Genomic DNA, 14,668 nt, shown 5'->3' with positions numbered 1-14,668 from the left:
TCAGCCCTTCAGGCCGGACGTCGCCATGCCGTCGATCAGATAGCGCTGGAAGGCCAGGAAGAACGCGAGGACCGGCAGCAGGGCGACCAGCGACATGGCGATCATGCCGCCGTAGTTCGCCAGGCCCTCCTGGTCCACGAACATCTTCAGGCCGAGGGAGATCGTGTACTTGCCGGGCTCGTTGAGGTAGATCAGCGGGCCCATGAAGTCGTTCCAGGAGTTGATGAAGGTGAAGATCGCACTGGTGATCAGCGCCGGCCGGCACAGCGGAAGCACGATCGACCAGTAGATCCGCAGGTGTCCGCAGCCGTCGAGGCGGGCGGCCTCGTCCAGCTCCCTGGGCAGGTTGCGCATGAACTGCACCATCAGGAAGACGAAGAACGCCTCGGTGGCCAGGTACTTCCCCAGCAGGAGGGGGGTGTACGTGTTGATCATGTCCAGGTTGCGGAAGAGCACGTACTGCGGGATCAGCAGCACGTGGTAGGGCAGCAGCAGGGTGCCGATCATCAGCGTGAAGAGCAGGTTGCGGCCGGCGAACCTGATCTTCGCGAAGGCGTAGGCCGTCAGCGAGCAGGACACCACGATGCCGATCACGGAACCGACGGCGAGGAAGAGCGAGTTGACGAAGAACGTGGAGATCGAGATGTCCGCGATGCCGTCGGCGAGGCTCGTGTAGTTGTCCGTGATCGGGTCGCCCGGGAAGAGGTCCAGGCTGCCGACGATGTCGCCGCTCTCCTTGAAGGAACCGCCGATCACCCAGAGCACCGGGTAGAGGATCACGGCGAGGATCGCCAGCGACCCGAGGTGCCAGGCGAGCGACCCGGGCAGCCTGCGCCGGAACGCCGCCGCCTTGGTGGACCGGGCCGGTGGGGCGTCGGTGTCCGGTGTGACGTCGGTGGCCTGCGCGCTCATCGGCCGCCCTCCTCGTAGTGCACCCAGCGCTTCTGGGACCAGAACAGCACCGCGGTGACCAGGGCGACCGCGACGAGCAGCATCCACGCCATGGCGGAGGCCAGGCCCATGCGGCTGTTCTCGAAGCCCTGGACGTACAGGTAGCAGGTGTAGACCATCGTGCCGTCCGCGGGACCGCAGGCGTTGCCTCCGGCGCCGCCGCCGACGATGTAGGCCGAGCTGAAGATCTGGAAGGAGTGGATGGTCTCCAGCAGGACGTTGAAGAAGAGGACCGGGGAGATCATCGGCAGGGTGATGTTCCAGAACTGCCGCAGCTTCCCCGCGCCGTCCACGTCGGCCGCCTCGTACAGCTCGCGCGGGACCTGCTTCAGACCGGCCAGGAAGATCACCATCGGGGCGCCGAACTGCCAGACGGTGAGTGCCACGAGGCTGTAGATGATCAGTTCCGGGTCGCCGGTCCAGCCGCCGGCGTCGATTCCGAAGAGCTGCTGGGTACGGTCGACGACCGCGTCGTCCGAGAAGATCGCCTTCCACACGATGGCGACGGACACGCTCGCGCCGATCAGTGACGGGGCGTAGAAGGCGGCCCGGTAGAAGGCCTGTCCGCGCCGCTTCTGGGCCAGCAGCAGCGCGACCCCGAGCGCCGCGATCAGCTTGATCGGCGTGCCGACGACCACGTACCAGAGCGTGATCCTGACCGAGTGGCGCCAGCGCGGGTCGCCGAACATCTCGGAGAAGTTGTCCAGGCCGATCCACCGGGGGGCGTCGAACAGGTTGTAGTCGGTGAACGCGAAGTAGAGCGAGGCGACCATCGGGCCGGCCGTCAGCAGCAGGAACCCGGCGATCCAGGGGGACATGAAGAGGTATCCGGCCAGGTTCTCCCGGCGGCCCCGCCGCTTCAGCTCGGCGGGGCGCGGGGACTTCACCGGGCCGTGCCGCGGCTCGGGGTCCGCCCGGCCCTCCAGCGCGGGGGCGTGTGTCACGGCGCTTCCCATCAGCCGGCGAGAGCCGTCTTCGACTCGGTGAAGAACTGCTCGACGGCCTCTTCGACGGACCGCGATCCGAGTGCCATCTCCTCGGCGATGCGCAGGAACGCGGCCTCGCAGATGTCGGCGCCGTTGGGGTGCGGGGTGATCTGCTCCAGGACACCGGCCTCGACGAGCGACTCCTCGTAGGCGGCGATGGCCTTGTTGACCGGGTCGGTCGGCCGGTAGGCGTCGTACTGGGCCTGTGTGGTGGGGACACCGCGGTCGTAGCCCATGATCTTGGCGACCTCGGGGTCGTGCACCATGAAGTCGATGAACTGGGCGACTTCCTTGGGGTGCTCGGTGCGCTTGTAGCCGCTGAGCATCAGCGAGCCGAGGTACTGGCCGGTGCGCTTCCCGTCCGTGGTCGGGATCGGCGCGAGTCCGTACTCGCTCTTGCCCTCGGAGGTGTAGCGGACGGTGAAGTTGTCCCAGGTGAACTCGCTGCCGGCGAGTTCCGCGGAGAGGGCCGACTTGGGCTTGATCTGGGCGACCTTCTTGGCATCGGCGAAGAGTCCGGACTTCACGCCCTTCTCCGCCTTGGTCCACCAGGTGGTCAGGTCGGCCTCGGTGAAGCCGAGTCCGTCCTCGGTGAAGAAGGCCTTGCCGTTCTGGCGCAGGTACAGGTCGTAGAGGTACATGACGCCGTACATGCCGCTGTCCCCGGCGCGGCCGGTCCTGTCGCGGACCTTCGTCATCGCCTCGTCGAAGTCGTCCCACGTCCAGCCCTGTTCCGGCTTGTTGCCGGCCCGGGTGTAGACGGGCTTGTCGATGACCAGGGCCATCGAGTTGGAACCGACGGGCACGCCGAGGAGTTTGCCGTCGATCTCGCCGAACTTCTCCAGGCCCGCGCGGAATCCGTCCATGGAGAGGTTTCCCGCGTCGACCTGGCCGCTCAGATCGAGCAGGACATTCTTGGCATCGTATTTGCGGAGAAATCCGATGGCATTCTGGAAGACGTCCGGTGGATTCCCCCCGGAGGCCTGGGTGTTGAACTTCTTCCAGAAGTCGGTGTACGGCTGGAAGTCGGTCTTGACCTTGATCTTCGGATACTTCTTCTCGAAGAGCGCGATGGTCTTGTTGATGCGCTCGGCCCGGTCCTCGGCGCCCCACCAGGAGTAACGGATCGTCACCGTTCCGTCCCCGGAGCCGCTGCCGCCACCGCACGCGGTGGCCGTGGCCCCGAGTCCGGCGACGGCCAGCGAGGCCCCCGCCGCCTTGAGGATCGTGCGCCTTCCGGCCTGCCGCTCCGCATTCCCGCCCTGCTGCATACGAGCCTCCCCGCGACGTCGCTCTCGCCTCATGAATCGTTTCAAGTAAGCGCTTGCTGGCACAAGGTACGGAGGGCCCGGGAGTGCGTCAATGATTCGGACAGGAATTGCTGGACGGGGGTCGCGACCGGTCCGGCACACCTCTCCATGAATGCCGTCCGGCAGCCCGGAGAACCCACAGGTCGGCGCGGCGCGACCGACCGGCCGAACAGCCGCGGGGCCGCGGAGGGCCGCGCCGCCGAAGGTCACGGTTGGGTGAAGGCGGGCGGAAGCGGAACGCCCGGGCACCTGGAGGCGGCGCACACGAAGGCGGCCCGGCTCACGATCGTGAGCCGGGCCGCCTGCTGATCCGGTGGGCGATACTGGGTTCGAACCAGTGACCTCTTCGGTGTGAACGAAGCGCTCTCCCACTGAGCTAATCGCCCGGACGCAGGAAGAACATTACCCCATGTCAGAGCCGCCGGTGACCAGCGGGGGCCGCATCTGCCGCACCCCGCGGGCGGTCGGGCGCACCGCCGCGGGTGATCACTGGTCCTTGATCTTCCAGGGCATCTCGAGGCCGAACTTCCACAGGTAGATCCCGGCCAGCACGGCGATGATCACCACGCCGATCGAGGTCAGAATGATGTTCCGGCGCCGCACCTTCGGGTCGAGGGCACGCTGCGCCGCCTCGGTGACCTTGCGCTTGGTCCAGCGCAGCACCAGCTGGGCCCAGACGAACTCGGTCGCCCAGATCGCCATGCCGCCGAAGATCACGACCCAGCCCGGTCCGGGCAGCGGCAGCATGATGATGCCGGCCACCACGACCGCGAGGCCGACGATGAAGACGCCGACCTGCCAGCTCAGGTGCAGCGCACGGCGCGCCTTGACGAATTCCGGCGCCCGCGAACCGAGCGCCCGCTCGGCCGTGGCCTCGTCCGTCCCCGTACGGTCTGCCGCCACGGCTGCCTCGCCGGGCTTGTTACTCCCCGTGTTCATACGGCCAAACACTACCGGAGCGAAACCTGTCACCGGAATGGGCGTACGACTCGAACGATCCATCGGCCGGAAGAGTTACGTAAACGCACGCAAAACACTCAGAGGGGTTTACAACGGCACCGTAGGTGGCATGTCGATTTCGCCGACGTGCGAATCCCCGAGCGCACACTGAGCGAAAGGCCCTGGCGCTTATGAACACCACGGTCAGCTGCGAGCTGCACCTGCGCCTCGTTGTGTCGAGCGAGTCCTCCCTGCCTGTCCCCGCAGGCCTGCGGTACGACACGGCCGACCCCTACGCCGTGCACGCCACCTTCCACACCGGAGCCGAGGAGACCGTCGAGTGGGTGTTCGCCCGCGACCTCCTCGCCGAAGGTCTCCACCGTCCCACCGGCACCGGCGACGTCCGTGTCTGGCCGTCCCGCAGTCACGGCCAGGGCGTCGTGTGCATCGCTCTCAGCTCCCCGGAGGGCGAGGCACTGCTCGAGGCCCCGGCGCGGGCCCTGGAGTCCTTCCTGAAGCGCACAGACGCCGCCGTGCCCCCCGGCACGGAACACCGGCACTTCGATCTCGATCAGGAGCTCTCGCACATCCTGGCGGAAAGCTAGGGCGGGGCCCCGCGTGAAGCCGCCCGTCGCCGTCGACTCGGGGTGACGGCACGGGCCCGGACAACCGCATACGGCACACACCGGCGTCGTCGCCGCGGATCTCCCGCGGGGGCGGCGCCGCTGCGTGCGCGGGAGCGGTGCCGCTGCGTGCGGGAGCGCCGCCGCTGCGTGCGCGGTGCCGGGAACGAAGGCGGGCCTGCCGTCGTTGTAGGGGCAGTCTTCGGGGCAATCGGCGGCCGGGACCGGCTCGCGGCCGGTTCGCCCGCCGCGCGAGCCACTACCATCGGCCAGCATCGGCGGGCGCCCGCCCGACCCCCAGGCCAGGGAGCGAAATGTGCTGATCACCCACGACACCCGGTGCGCGCTCGACACCGTGGTGGATCTGGTGAACACCGTGCCGGAGGACGAATCGGCTCCGGACGGGCTGCCGGACGTCGCGGCCCTCCAGGAATTCGTGGGAACGCACGAGATCAGCGACGTCGGTGTGCTCACCGAACTCGATCTCTCGGCGGTGCGGCGGATCCGCGCGCGGTTCGCGGCGGTCTTCGCCGCTCCGGACGCCCGGACCGCCGCGGGACTGATCAACGACCTCGTCGCCGCCGCGGGCACCACGCCCCGGCTGACCGACCACGACGGCTACGACTGGCACATCCACTATTTCGCGCCCGGCGCCTCCGTCGCGGACCACCTGACCGCGGACTGCGGGATGGCCCTGGCGTTCTTCGTGGTGGCCGGGGAGCAGGAGCGGCTGCGGCGGTGCGAGGCCCCCGACTGCCGGCGCGCCTTCGTCGACCTCTCCCGGAACCGCTCGCGGCGGTACTGCGACAGCCGCACCTGCGGAAACCGCTTGCACGTGGCCGCCTACCGGGCCCGGCGCAAGGAGGCGGCGGGCTGACGCCGCCCTTCGGGGCCGGTGCGGCCGTGGACTCGGGGACGGCGACGCGGCCCCCGGCGGGTGGCGCCGGGGGAGCGCGGGTACGGCTCACAGCAACAGCAGATCGTGCAACGAAGCCATGAGCAGCAGACACCCGATCACCGCTAGGAAGATCATGAGCGGTGGCTGGGAAAGGGCGAAGAGGCAGCCGCGTGGTTCGTCCTGCACCCGCGCGGTTTCGCTCTGTCTCGTGTCCAGCTGGGAATCCAGCTGAGTGGTGTCCGGCATCTCGCCGCGATGATGACGCAGCGGGCGGGGTCCACGCGATCAACACGCCCGTTACGACCGGGTGTTGGTTGAATGTCGCAATGTCCGGTCGGATCTTGATCATTCCGGAGCACGGGCTGTCGGGCTCGGACCGCTGTGTCGTTTCAGCCCCCGGGGGGCGGCTGTCACGTCCCGGCCCTCATATCCCGTGCTTCTTGAGAATCGCCTCGATGTCGCTGAAGTCGTCGTCACCGCCCCGGGACGCCTTCGCCGGGCGGGACGCCGGCTGGGCGGCCGGCCTGGGCGAGCTGGAGCCCGCACCGAGGGAGGGGGCGGAGGCGCCCGGAGCCACCGCGTCGCGCCGTGCCGCGGCCCGGGCCTCCTTGCGCTCCTTGCGGGTGCCGCCGCGACGGCGCTCCACCGCGCGCGTGGTCATGAAGAGCACCCAGGCCACGCCCAGCACCCCGAAGCCGGCCCAGGCCACCGGGCTGAAGGCCGTGTCGGCCAGCCACTCGACGACCCCGGTCATCACCAGGCCGATCGGGACCAGCGAGTAGGCGGCGACACGGGCGGCGGTGAGGAATCGCCTGCGGTACGCGGTGACCGCCGCGATGCCCAGGCCTGCCGCGGACACCGCGGAGCAGACGGTCTCGGCAATCATCCGGTCCTCCAGGGCTGGGCCCGGTCGGGCATGAGTACTTCGTCCCTTCCATCCTGCACCGTCCGCCCGCCGCGAGGCCATGCCGGGGGACCGAGATCAGGGAGATCTCGGGGTCGGCTCCTCCGCAGGTGCCGGCGGGCCCGGTACGACGCCGGTTGGGACGGCGTGCCGCGGGCTGGGAGGATGGGGGCATGAGCGACTCCTCCCCCGCCCGTCCCACCGGGCCCGTCCTCGACGTCTGGTGCGAGCTCCAGTGCCCGGACTGCCACACCGCCCTGGACGACGTCCGTGCCCTGCGGGCCCGCTACGGCGACCGTCTGGAGGTGCGGCTGCGGCACTTCCCGCTGGAGAAGCACAAGCACGCCTTCGCCGCCGCGCAGGCCGCCGAGGAGGCCGTCGCCCAGGGCCGGGGCTGGCCGTACGCCGAAGCGGTCCTGGACCGGGTGGCGGAGCTGGACCGTGGGGGAGAACCCTTCCTGGTCGAGGTCGCCCGGGAACTGGGACTGGACGCCGAGGAGTTCGACACGGCGCTCATCGACGGCCGGCACATCCTGATCGTCGACGCCGACCAGGCCGAGGGCAAGGCGATCGGCGTGACCGGCACCCCCACCTACGTGATCGGCGGCGAGCGTCTCGACGGCGGCAAGAGCCAGGACGGGCTGCGCGAGCGCATCGAGGAGATCGCGGACCGGCTGCTGGCCCAGCCGCGGGACTGAGTGCCGGTGACCGTGGCGGGGAGCGGGAGAATTACCGAGAGCAGGACCGGGACCGGATCGCCCGCCGCCGTCACAGCAGCGGCTTGCAGTAGCTGTACCGCGTGGTCTCGTAGCCGAGCGACTCGTAGAGCCGCTCGGCGGCGGTGTTCCCCGCGAAGACGTTGAGGCCGATCAGGGAGTGGCCGGCGGTGACCGCCTGGGCCTCCGCCAGCAGCATCAGGGTGCGGCCGTGTCCCCGGCCCCGGTGCGGGGCGTCGGCCTCGACGTCGAAGACGAAGGCCCGGTCCTCGCGCAGCGCGAGCCACAGGATCCCGACCCGCTCGCCCTCGTGCTCCAACACGCTGAACAGCATGTTCTCGGTGGCCGCCCCCTGGGGCAGCAGCACTTCGTGATCGCGGCGGGCCTTCGCGTGCGCGTCGGCCTCGGGCACGCCCCGCTCCATCCAGGTGCGGGCGTAGCGCTCCGACTCGTACGCGTGCCAGGCGGCGAAGTCCTCCGGTGTCATGGGCCGCGCCCGGCTGCCCGCGGGCAGGGCGGGCGGGGTGTCGCCGAGCGGCTTGGCCATGGTGCGGTTGCGCACCGCGTAGCCGAGCACCTGCGCGAGCCGCGTGCCCGCCTCGGCGTCGCCGTCGACGCCCGCCTCGATCTGCCGGCAGCCCCAGGAGCGCGCCACCTCCTCCGCGGCGAGCGCGGCCACCGTGCCCCGGCCGCGTCGGCGGTCCGGTTCGTCGACGCGCAGCTTGTGGATCACGGCCACCGAGTCGCCGAGGCTGGGCGAGGTGCCGAGGTGCAGCACACCGACGGGGCGGCTGTTCACACACACCTGGTAGTGGCGCGAACGGGTCCCGTCGGCGGCGCGCTGGAGCGGCTCGGTCGGCCGCAGGGTCGTGGTCATCACGGCAGTTCTACCCACCGCGGACCAGAACGGCAGCCGAATATCGGCGGCTTCGCGGGTGCGGGTCCCGGATCCGGTCGCGGATGCCGTTCCCCGATCCCGGTCGCGGATGCGGGTCGCCGGTCCGGGTCACGGATCCAGGTCGTCCCCAGACCGCTCCTCGAAGATCCGCATGGCCTTGGCCGTCACCGGTCCCGGGGCACCCGGCAGTTCGCGGTCGTCGATCCGGTGTACGGCCTGGACGTCCCGCAGCGTCGAGGTCAGGAAGACCTCGTCGGCGCGCTCCAGGACGTCCAGCGGGAGGTCGGTCTCGCGGGCACCGGTCCACTCGGCGGCCAGGGCGCGGGTGATCCCGGCGAGGCAGCCGGAGGCGACCGGCGGGGTGTGGATCTCGCCGTCGAGGACGACGAAGACGTTCGACCCGGTGCCCTCGCAGAGCCGGCCCACCGTGTTGCCGAACAGCGCCTCGGAGGCGCCCCGTTCGCGGGCGCGGGCCAGGGCGACGACGTTCTCGGCGTAGGAGGTGGTCTTCAGGCCGGTGAGCGCGCCGCGTTCGTTGCGGGTCCAGGGCACCGTGATCACGGCGGTGGAGTCGGGGCGGCGGCCGGTCTCGCCGAGGGCGACGACGAGGGTCGGGCCATGCTCGCCGCGGTCGGAGCCGAGCGGGCCGTGGCCGCCGGTGTAGGTGATGCGCAGCCGGCCCAGCGGCATCGGGTTGGCCTTCAGCACGGCGGCGCAGGCGCGCCGGACCTCGTCGTGGTCGGGGGCGGGCAGGCCGAGGCCGCGGGCCGAGCGGGTCAGCCGGTCCAGGTGCCGGGTCAGCGCGAACGGCCTGCCGTCCACCGCCTTCACGGTCTCGAAGATGCCGTCGCCCACGGTCAGCCCGTGGTCGAGGACGGAGACGCGGGCAGCGCCGATGTCCTGCAGCCCGCCGTCGAGCCAGATCTTCACGTCGCCAGCGCCTCTCCCGTCGCGTGCACCTCGTACGCCCCCGACGCTACCGCGAGCAGCCGGGCGGCCTTCAGTTCGGTCTCCCGCCACTCGCCCTCCGGGTCGGAGCCCCAGGTGATGCCGGCGCCGGTGCCGAAACGCAGCCGGGCCGCGCCGTCGGCGGCCCGCTCGATCCAGAAGGTGCGGATGCCGACGGCCAGCCCGCCCGTGCCCCGGTCGGCGTCGACCCAGCCGACGCCCCCGCAGTACGGGCCCCGGGGCGCGGTCTCCAGCGCGTCGATGATCCGCAGGGCGCTGGACTTGGGCGCGCCGGTGACGGACCCGGGTGGGAAGGCCGCGTCGAGCAGCTCCGGCCAGCCGGCGTCGGCGGGCAGCTCGCCGCGCACCGTGGAAACCAGGTGGACGAGGCCCGGGTGCTTCTCGACGGCGCACAGGTCGGGCACCGTGACCGTGCCGGTGGCGCAGACGCGCCCCAGGTCGTTGCGGACCAGGTCCACGATCATGACGTTCTCGGCGTAGTCCTTCTCCAGCAGGTCGGCCTCGGTCCGCCCGGTCCCCTTGATCGGCCCGGACTCGACCGTGCGGCCGTCCCGGCGCAGGAACAGCTCGGGCGAGGCGGTGGCGATCTCGACGCCGTGCTCCGGCAGCCGGACCGTCCCGGCGTACGGCGCCGGGTTGCCGCGGGCCAGCAGGGCGGTGAGGGCGTCCACGTCGGCGCCCGGGCCGATCGGTGCCGTCAGCACCCGGCAGAGGTTGGCCTGGTAGACCTCGCCCGCGGCTATGTGGGCGCGGATGCGCCGTACGCCCGTCGTGTACGCGGCGCGGTCGAGCGAGGACGTCCAGTCGCCGACGGCGGGGCCCCGCCACTTTCCCGGCGTGGGCACGGGCACCGGCTCGGTCCGTACCTCCGCGAAGCGTGCGCAGGTCAGGCCGCCTTCGAAGGCCGCGCAGACGGCCCAGAAGCCCTCGGATTCGAGGGCGGCGGGATCGCTCGTGACGTCGAGGAGACCGGTGGCGAGACGGTCGCCGAAGCGAGCGAGGGGAGGGAGGTCGAGCACACTGTCGAGTCTAGGCGGGTGGCTCCCGGGTGACCCGAACGTGTCCTTCCGGGTGCCCTGACCAGGTCCGCGACCGGACGCACCGCAGCACGCTGCACAAACGCGTTTTTGTGCTGGCTCCGGAATCCGCTAGAGTTCATCACGTCGCCGGGCCGCGCAAGCGGACCGAACCGACAGGCGGACGTAGCTCAGTTGGTAGAGCGCAACCTTGCCAAGGTTGAGGTCGCGAGTTCGAGCCTCGTCGTCCGCTCGCAGGAACAGGAGGCCTCCCGGGTCTCCTACACTCCTGGTGGAGTGGCCGAGAGGCGAGGCAACGGCCTGCAAAGCCGTCTACACGGGTTCAAATCCCGTCTCCACCTCCAAGGACGATTAGCTCAGCGGGAGAGCGCTTCCCTGACACGGAAGAGGTCACTGGTTCAATCCCAGTATCGTCCACTGATCCGCAAGGATCACCGATCCGTACGGATCCCCGCGCGATTAGCTCAGCGGGAGAGCGCTTCCCTGACACGGAAGAGGTCACTGGTTCAATCCCAGTATCGCGCACGCAGTACCGCACCTGGTGTTTCCCGGACGATTAGCTCAGCGGGAGAGCGCTTCCCTGACACGGAAGAGGTCACTGGTTCAATCCCAGTATCGTCCACACAGAACGAAGCCCCCGGCCGCCTCGAGCGGCCGGGGGCTTCGTCGTGGGCGGCTCAGCTCGAGAAGAGCATGCGGCCGAAGCTCTTCTGGCGGTGGTGGCCGTAGTGGCCGTGACCGCCGCCGTGCGGGGCACCCCAGGCCGGCGCCTGGGCCGCCGGGTACGCCTGCGGCGCGGCGGGCGGGGCCGGCGGAGCGGGCTGGGACCACTGGGCCTCCAGGCGGGTCAGCGACTCCAGCTCGCCGTAGTCGAGGAAGATGCCTCGGCAGCCGCTGCACTGCTCGATCTGAACGCCGTTGCGGTTGTAGGTGTGCATCGGTGCGTGGCACTTGGGGCACTGCATGCTCGGCTCAACTCCTCGCCGGTCGGTCCTGCTTCGCGTATCGCCAGGACAGACTCCGTCCCGCCCCGGGTCGGTTGCACCCTACTTCGCGGAACTTCGGCTCAGCCCCGTGGGTCTGCGGGCGGTACGGACGCCATGCGCGCGCACGCGTCGACGAGGGAGCGCTCCACCTCGTCCAGCGCCCGGCCGGCCAGGACCGCCTTGGAGACGGCCCGGGCGGCGGTCTGCGCGGTGAGGGCGCGGGCCGGGACGTCCAGGGCGGGCCACGGGTCGCCCTCGGCGGGGACGGCGGGGCCGCCGGCGGCGCGGTAGGCGGTCAGGAAGCGGTGCCACTCCTCGGGCGGGAGCAGCCCGCAGGCGTACCAGGCCGCGGGGCGGGCCAGGTCCCAGGCCGGGACGCCGGTGCCGAGGTCGTCGACGTCGATCAGCAGCCAGGGTCCGTCGGGGGCGGGGTGGCGTATGAGCTGGCCGAGGTGGAGGTCGCCGTGGCAGAGGGCGGCCGGGCCCGGCATGGCGGCCTCGCCGCGCGCCCAGGCGGGGAGTGCCGCCCAGGCCGCCAGCACGGGCGCGGTGGCGGGGTGGTCGGGGGCGGTGTCGCTCAGGCGTGCCGCGGCCAGGGCCGCCTTCGCGGGGCCGCGCATGGGAGGCAGGGCGGCGGGGACCGGCGTGCGGTGGAGGCGGGCGAGCAGGGTCGCCGCGGCTTCCCACGGGGCGGCGTCCGGATCCTCGGGGTCCACGGGCGTGCCGTAGGGCCAGTAGGTGACGAGCCGCCCGTGCAGGTCGACGGGCGCCGGGGCGAGCGGGGGCAGCAGCACGCCGGGGAGCCGGGCGGCCGCGGTGACACGGAGGGACAGCTCGGCGGGGTCGGCGTCCGCGGCGTGGGCCTTGGCGACGGTGCCCGCGTGCCGGACGACGGTGGCGTCGGGGCGGTCGGCGAGGGTGGCCGCGCCGCAGGGGCAGGCCGGGGTGCGGGCGTGGGCCGTTTCCCTGACGCGGGCCTGGAGGGCGGGGAGGAGGGCGGGGGCGTCCGTGGTCACGAGGGTGAGGGTACGCAGGCGGGGCTCGCCGCCGCGCTGCCCGGCCCGGCGCCGCTCGGGGAGGGAAAAGCAATGCCGGCGCAGCTCCCCAGCTGCGCCGGCATTTTTGCCGTCCGCCGCACCCCCGTCCCCACGGGGTTTCATGGATGGATGTCCCCGCCCGGACCGCTCTTCCGGGCCTGGGGTCGCCGCTCAGCGCCCCAGCACCACACCCACGGACGACGCCTGTGTGGCCACTGTCTCCCACCCGTCGAAGACGAGGAGGAGCAGGACCGCCAGGGGGAGGGCCATGAGCGTCGCCACCGCGGGGTGGCGACGGCCCTGACGGCGGTTTTCCCGTGTGCGGACCAGCGTCCGCGGCGCCGTCTGGGCCATGGTCCCTCTCCTGACCGTTCGTCGAGTCATCAGTGTTGTCTCGTTGCAGCGGCGGGTGTCTGACCTCGGGGGACGAGTGCTGCACCCGCCGCTTGACCTCAAATCTATGCGTCGGGCGATCGCCGGACGTCATGCCCTCGTACCGATTGCCGGGCCTCCCGGAGGATGAGCCGTGACCGGCCGACTACTCCCCTGGGTGGAGACCGCCCCACTGGTCTCGGGGTCTTCCTGGACGGGGGTGCCCACCGTGTCCCGGTATCTCCGGGCTGTCCGGTGACTTCCCTCACTCCGGCCGCCTCCCCGCGCGCCCCCGCCACCGCCCCGGGCCGCTCCCCGCCCGCCGTCGCGCCGCAGGTGCGCGGCCGCTCCCCACCACCCCCGCCCCTCCCCGGCCGGTCCCCCTCCCCCGCACCAATCTCCCGGCTCCTGCGGCCGGTTGGGATCAAGGGCGGAGCGCGGCCAGGCGGCCCGCGCGGGTGCTGACCGCCGCTCAACTCTCGCGCCGGGCACTGACAATCCGTTGTCGCGAGAGGGCGCGGCCTCTGCGCGCGGGCGGCCGTGGAAACGTAAGCTGTGGCACGTCACAGGGACCGGGCAGCGGGGATGAACATGGCGATGATGCGCCTGAGGCGCGAGGACCCGCGCGTCGTCGGCTCGTTCAGGCTTCACAGGCGGCTCGGCGCGGGTGGAATGGGCGTGGTCTACCTGGGCTCCGACAAGAAGGGGCAGCGGGTCGCGCTGAAGGTCATCCGGCCGGACCTGGCGGAGGACCAGGAGTTCCGGTCGCGGTTCGCCCGTGAGGTCTCGGCGGCCCGGCGCATCCGGGGCGGCTGCACCGCCAGGCTGGTCGCCGCGGACCTGGAGGCGGACCGTCCCTGGTTCGCCACGCAGTACGTGCCCGGCCCCTCTCTGCACGACAAGGTCGTCGACGGGGGCCCGCTCGTCGCGGCCGACGTCGCGGCCGTGGGCGCCGCGCTGTCCGAGGGCCTGGTCGCCGTGCACGAGGCCGGGGTGGTGCACCGGGACCTGAAGCCGTCCAACATCCTGCTGTCCCCGAAGGGGCCGCGGATCATCGACTTCGGCATCGCCTGGGCCACCGGTGCCTCCACCCTCACGCACGTCGGGACGGCGGTCGGCTCCCCCGGGTTCCTCGCGCCGGAGCAGGTGCGCGGGGCCGCGGTCACTCCGGCCACGGACGTGTTCTCGCTCGGGGCCACGCTGGCGTACGCGTCGATGGGCGACTCGCCCTTCGGACACGGCAGTTCCGAGGTGATGCTGTACCGCGTGGTGCACGAGGAGGCCCAGCTGCACGGCGTCCCGGACGCGCTCGCCCCGCTGGTGCGGGCGTGCCTGGCCAAGGACCCCGAGGAACGCCCCAGCACCCTGCAACTGTCGCTGCGGCTCAAGGAGATCGCCGCCCGGGAGGCCCAGGGCATGGCCGACGTACGGCCGCCCGCGCCGCGCAGTGGTGAGGCGGACGTGCCCACGGGGCGGCTCGCCGACACCTACCCGGAGCGTGCCCAGCGGCGTCCGCAGGGCCGGCCGGGTCCGCAGGGCACTCCCGCGCCGCGCGGCACCTCGGGGTCGCGGGGATCCGCGCCCCGCGGTTCCGGCCCGTCGCGGGGCGGCGTGCCCTCTCGTGGCGGAACGCCCTCGCGCGGTGGCACTCCGTCCCGCGGTGGCACGTCGTCGCGCGGTGGTGGTACGGGGGCGCGGTCCGGGTCCCGGCCCACGCCGTCCCGCGACACGACCGGCCGGAACCCCTCGCGCAACGACGGTGGCCGGCCCGCATCGCGCGGCGGATCCGGCCGTACGGGGCCCAGGACGACGGGGTCCGGCTGGCGGCGGCCCGCCAATCCGCGGCTGCTGCGGCAGCGGCTGTTCGTGTTCGTGGTCGTGACGCTGCTGGTCGCGTTGGGTATCGCCGCCGCACAGGGCTGCCAGGGGCCCGCGCGCGGGCTCGGCGACGACCGGGGCGGCGGCGTGCGGGCGACGCAGCAGGATCAGGCGGACCCGCCGGGCGGCCTCCCGGAGCCGCGGACCCCCGGGCGCTGAGGGTC

General features: G+C 71.9%; 16 protein-coding genes and 6 tRNA genes. 9 read left to right on the top strand and 13 right to left on the bottom strand.

Translation table 11 applies throughout. From position 1 onward, the window contains the following. The 5 genes from Sru02f_RS11365 to Sru02f_RS11345 form a co-directional block, all read right to left on the bottom strand. On the bottom strand, positions 1-912 hold the full coding sequence (locus Sru02f_RS11365) for a carbohydrate ABC transporter permease (protein WP_109033890.1): 912 nt from the start codon (positions 910-912) through the stop codon (positions 1-3). Continuing rightward, positions 909-1,907, bottom strand: a complete 999-nt coding sequence (locus Sru02f_RS11360) for a carbohydrate ABC transporter permease (protein WP_174855172.1) — start codon at positions 1,905-1,907, stop codon at positions 909-911. The genes Sru02f_RS11365 and Sru02f_RS11360 overlap by 4 nt, the downstream gene beginning before the upstream one ends. Beyond that, positions 1,907-3,208 carry an ABC transporter substrate-binding protein gene (locus tag Sru02f_RS11355; protein ID WP_109033889.1) on the bottom strand — a complete coding sequence of 434 codons (1,302 nt, stop codon included), beginning with the start codon at positions 3,206-3,208 and terminating at the stop codon, positions 1,907-1,909. The genes Sru02f_RS11360 and Sru02f_RS11355 overlap by 1 nt, the downstream gene beginning before the upstream one ends. Positions 3,209-3,561: 353 nt before the next feature. Then, positions 3,562-3,633 (bottom strand) — tRNA-Val (locus Sru02f_RS11350). Between the two features lie 100 nt (positions 3,634-3,733). Continuing rightward, positions 3,734-4,186, bottom strand: coding sequence for a TIGR02611 family protein (locus tag Sru02f_RS11345; protein ID WP_109033887.1), 453 nt, complete (start codon positions 4,184-4,186; stop codon positions 3,734-3,736). Positions 4,187-4,377: 191 nt separating this feature from the next. Between Sru02f_RS11345 and Sru02f_RS11340 the strand changes: the two genes are divergently transcribed. Together Sru02f_RS11340 and Sru02f_RS11335 are read left to right on the top strand one after the other, a co-directional pair. Continuing rightward, entirely contained in the window at positions 4,378-4,791 is a 414-nt protein-coding gene (locus Sru02f_RS11340) for an SsgA family sporulation/cell division regulator (RefSeq protein ID WP_004002642.1), read from the top strand. 334 nt (positions 4,792-5,125) lie between these two features. Further along, entirely contained in the window at positions 5,126-5,686 is a 561-nt protein-coding gene (locus Sru02f_RS11335) for a CGNR zinc finger domain-containing protein (protein ID WP_109033886.1), read from the top strand. Positions 5,687-5,773: 87 nt separating this feature from the next. On the opposite strand, the gene Sru02f_RS11330 is transcribed toward Sru02f_RS11335, so the two are convergent. Further along, entirely contained in the window at positions 5,774-5,953 is a 180-nt protein-coding gene (locus Sru02f_RS11330) for a hypothetical protein (RefSeq protein WP_003977283.1), read from the bottom strand. Between the two features lie 178 nt (positions 5,954-6,131). Continuing rightward, positions 6,132-6,593: a hypothetical protein gene (locus Sru02f_RS11325; RefSeq protein WP_109033884.1), complete on the bottom strand. Its 462-nt coding sequence runs from the start codon at positions 6,591-6,593 to the stop codon at positions 6,132-6,134. A 191-nt stretch (positions 6,594-6,784) separates the two neighbouring features. Here Sru02f_RS11325 and Sru02f_RS11320 point away from each other — a divergent pair, with 191 nt between their 5' ends. Further along, a complete protein-coding gene (locus Sru02f_RS11320; RefSeq protein WP_174855171.1) occupies positions 6,785-7,309 on the top strand; it encodes a DsbA family protein in 525 nt (174 codons plus the stop codon). 70 nt (positions 7,310-7,379) lie between these two features. On the opposite strand, the gene Sru02f_RS11315 is transcribed toward Sru02f_RS11320, so the two are convergent. From Sru02f_RS11315 to Sru02f_RS11305, 3 genes are all read right to left on the bottom strand, one after another. Further along, positions 7,380-8,204 carry a GNAT family N-acetyltransferase gene (locus Sru02f_RS11315; protein WP_164274888.1) on the bottom strand — a complete coding sequence of 275 codons (825 nt, stop codon included), beginning with the start codon at positions 8,202-8,204 and terminating at the stop codon, positions 7,380-7,382. Positions 8,205-8,333: 129 nt separating this feature from the next. Next, a complete protein-coding gene (locus Sru02f_RS11310) occupies positions 8,334-9,155 on the bottom strand; it encodes an aminotransferase class IV (RefSeq protein WP_109033879.1) in 822 nt (273 codons plus the stop codon). Beyond that, positions 9,152-10,213, bottom strand: coding sequence for a chorismate-binding protein (locus Sru02f_RS11305; RefSeq protein ID WP_109033877.1), 1,062 nt, complete (start codon positions 10,211-10,213; stop codon positions 9,152-9,154). Before Sru02f_RS11305 ends, Sru02f_RS11310 begins: the two co-directional genes overlap by 4 nt. Before the next feature lie 177 nt (positions 10,214-10,390). Here Sru02f_RS11305 and Sru02f_RS11300 point away from each other — a divergent pair. The 5 genes from Sru02f_RS11300 (at position 10,391) to Sru02f_RS11280 (ending at position 10,853) form a co-directional block, all read left to right on the top strand. After that, positions 10,391-10,463: transfer RNA gene (locus Sru02f_RS11300), tRNA-Gly, on the top strand. A gap of 38 nt (positions 10,464-10,501) precedes the next feature. Continuing rightward, positions 10,502-10,575: transfer RNA gene (locus Sru02f_RS11295), tRNA-Cys, on the top strand. A gap of 1 nt (position 10,576) precedes the next feature. Continuing rightward, positions 10,577-10,648, top strand: a tRNA-Val gene (locus Sru02f_RS11290). A 36-nt stretch (positions 10,649-10,684) separates the two neighbouring features. Further along, positions 10,685-10,756: transfer RNA gene (locus Sru02f_RS11285), tRNA-Val, on the top strand. A 25-nt stretch (positions 10,757-10,781) separates the two neighbouring features. Continuing rightward, a tRNA-Val gene (locus Sru02f_RS11280) sits at positions 10,782-10,853 on the top strand. A 55-nt stretch (positions 10,854-10,908) separates the two neighbouring features. Here Sru02f_RS11280 and Sru02f_RS11275 read toward each other — a convergent pair. The 3 genes from Sru02f_RS11275 to Sru02f_RS11265 all read right to left on the bottom strand — a co-directional run bounded on the left by Sru02f_RS11275 (position 10,909) and on the right by Sru02f_RS11265 (position 12,608). Continuing rightward, positions 10,909-11,196: a TFIIB-type zinc ribbon-containing protein gene (locus Sru02f_RS11275; RefSeq protein ID WP_109033875.1), complete on the bottom strand. Its 288-nt coding sequence runs from the start codon at positions 11,194-11,196 to the stop codon at positions 10,909-10,911. Positions 11,197-11,297: 101 nt separating this feature from the next. Next, a complete protein-coding gene (locus Sru02f_RS11270; protein ID WP_109033874.1) occupies positions 11,298-12,233 on the bottom strand; it encodes an aminoglycoside phosphotransferase family protein in 936 nt (311 codons plus the stop codon). Between the two features lie 192 nt (positions 12,234-12,425). Then, positions 12,426-12,608: a hypothetical protein gene (locus Sru02f_RS11265; protein ID WP_109033872.1), complete on the bottom strand. Its 183-nt coding sequence runs from the start codon at positions 12,606-12,608 to the stop codon at positions 12,426-12,428. A 603-nt stretch (positions 12,609-13,211) separates the two neighbouring features. Here Sru02f_RS11265 and Sru02f_RS11260 point away from each other — a divergent pair. Beyond that, the gene (locus tag Sru02f_RS11260) at positions 13,212-14,663 is read left to right on the top strand and encodes a serine/threonine-protein kinase (RefSeq protein ID WP_176587505.1); all 1,452 of its coding nucleotides are present in this window, start codon (positions 13,212-13,214) and stop codon (positions 14,661-14,663) included. The last annotated feature ends 5 nt before the right edge of the window (positions 14,664-14,668 follow it).

The sequence above is a fragment of the Streptomyces rubrogriseus genome, assembly GCF_027947575.1.
GTDB lineage: Bacteria > Actinomycetota > Actinomycetes > Streptomycetales > Streptomycetaceae > Streptomyces > Streptomyces rubrogriseus.
The sequence above is the reverse complement of the archived record's forward strand: the minus strand, read 5'-3'. Positions and strand labels throughout refer to the sequence as shown.

What these genes read in the sequence shown, in the direction of transcription:
- Sru02f_RS11315 (WP_164274888.1), bottom strand. Translation starts at nt 8,204, where the DNA reads ATGACCACGACCCTGCGGCCGACCGAGCCGCTCCAGCGCGCCGCCGAC.
- Sru02f_RS11325 (WP_109033884.1), bottom strand. Translation starts at nt 6,593, where the DNA reads ATGATTGCCGAGACCGTCTGCTCCGCGGTGTCCGCGGCAGGCCTGGGC.
- Sru02f_RS11340 (WP_004002642.1), top strand. Translation starts at nt 4,378, where the DNA reads ATGAACACCACGGTCAGCTGCGAGCTGCACCTGCGCCTCGTTGTGTCG.
- Sru02f_RS11320 (WP_174855171.1), top strand. Translation starts at nt 6,785, where the DNA reads ATGAGCGACTCCTCCCCCGCCCGTCCCACCGGGCCCGTCCTCGACGTC.
- Sru02f_RS11360 (WP_174855172.1), bottom strand. Translation starts at nt 1,907, where the DNA reads ATGGGAAGCGCCGTGACACACGCCCCCGCGCTGGAGGGCCGGGCGGAC.
- Sru02f_RS11260 (WP_176587505.1), top strand. Translation starts at nt 13,212, where the DNA reads ATGAACATGGCGATGATGCGCCTGAGGCGCGAGGACCCGCGCGTCGTC.
- Sru02f_RS11355 (WP_109033889.1), bottom strand. Translation starts at nt 3,208, where the DNA reads ATGCAGCAGGGCGGGAATGCGGAGCGGCAGGCCGGAAGGCGCACGATC.
- Sru02f_RS11265 (WP_109033872.1), bottom strand. Translation starts at nt 12,608, where the DNA reads ATGGCCCAGACGGCGCCGCGGACGCTGGTCCGCACACGGGAAAACCGC.
- Sru02f_RS11365 (WP_109033890.1), bottom strand. Translation starts at nt 912, where the DNA reads ATGAGCGCGCAGGCCACCGACGTCACACCGGACACCGACGCCCCACCG.
- Sru02f_RS11330 (WP_003977283.1), bottom strand. Translation starts at nt 5,953, where the DNA reads ATGCCGGACACCACTCAGCTGGATTCCCAGCTGGACACGAGACAGAGC.
- Sru02f_RS11275 (WP_109033875.1), bottom strand. Translation starts at nt 11,196, where the DNA reads ATGCAGTGCCCCAAGTGCCACGCACCGATGCACACCTACAACCGCAAC.
- Sru02f_RS11345 (WP_109033887.1), bottom strand. Translation starts at nt 4,186, where the DNA reads ATGAACACGGGGAGTAACAAGCCCGGCGAGGCAGCCGTGGCGGCAGAC.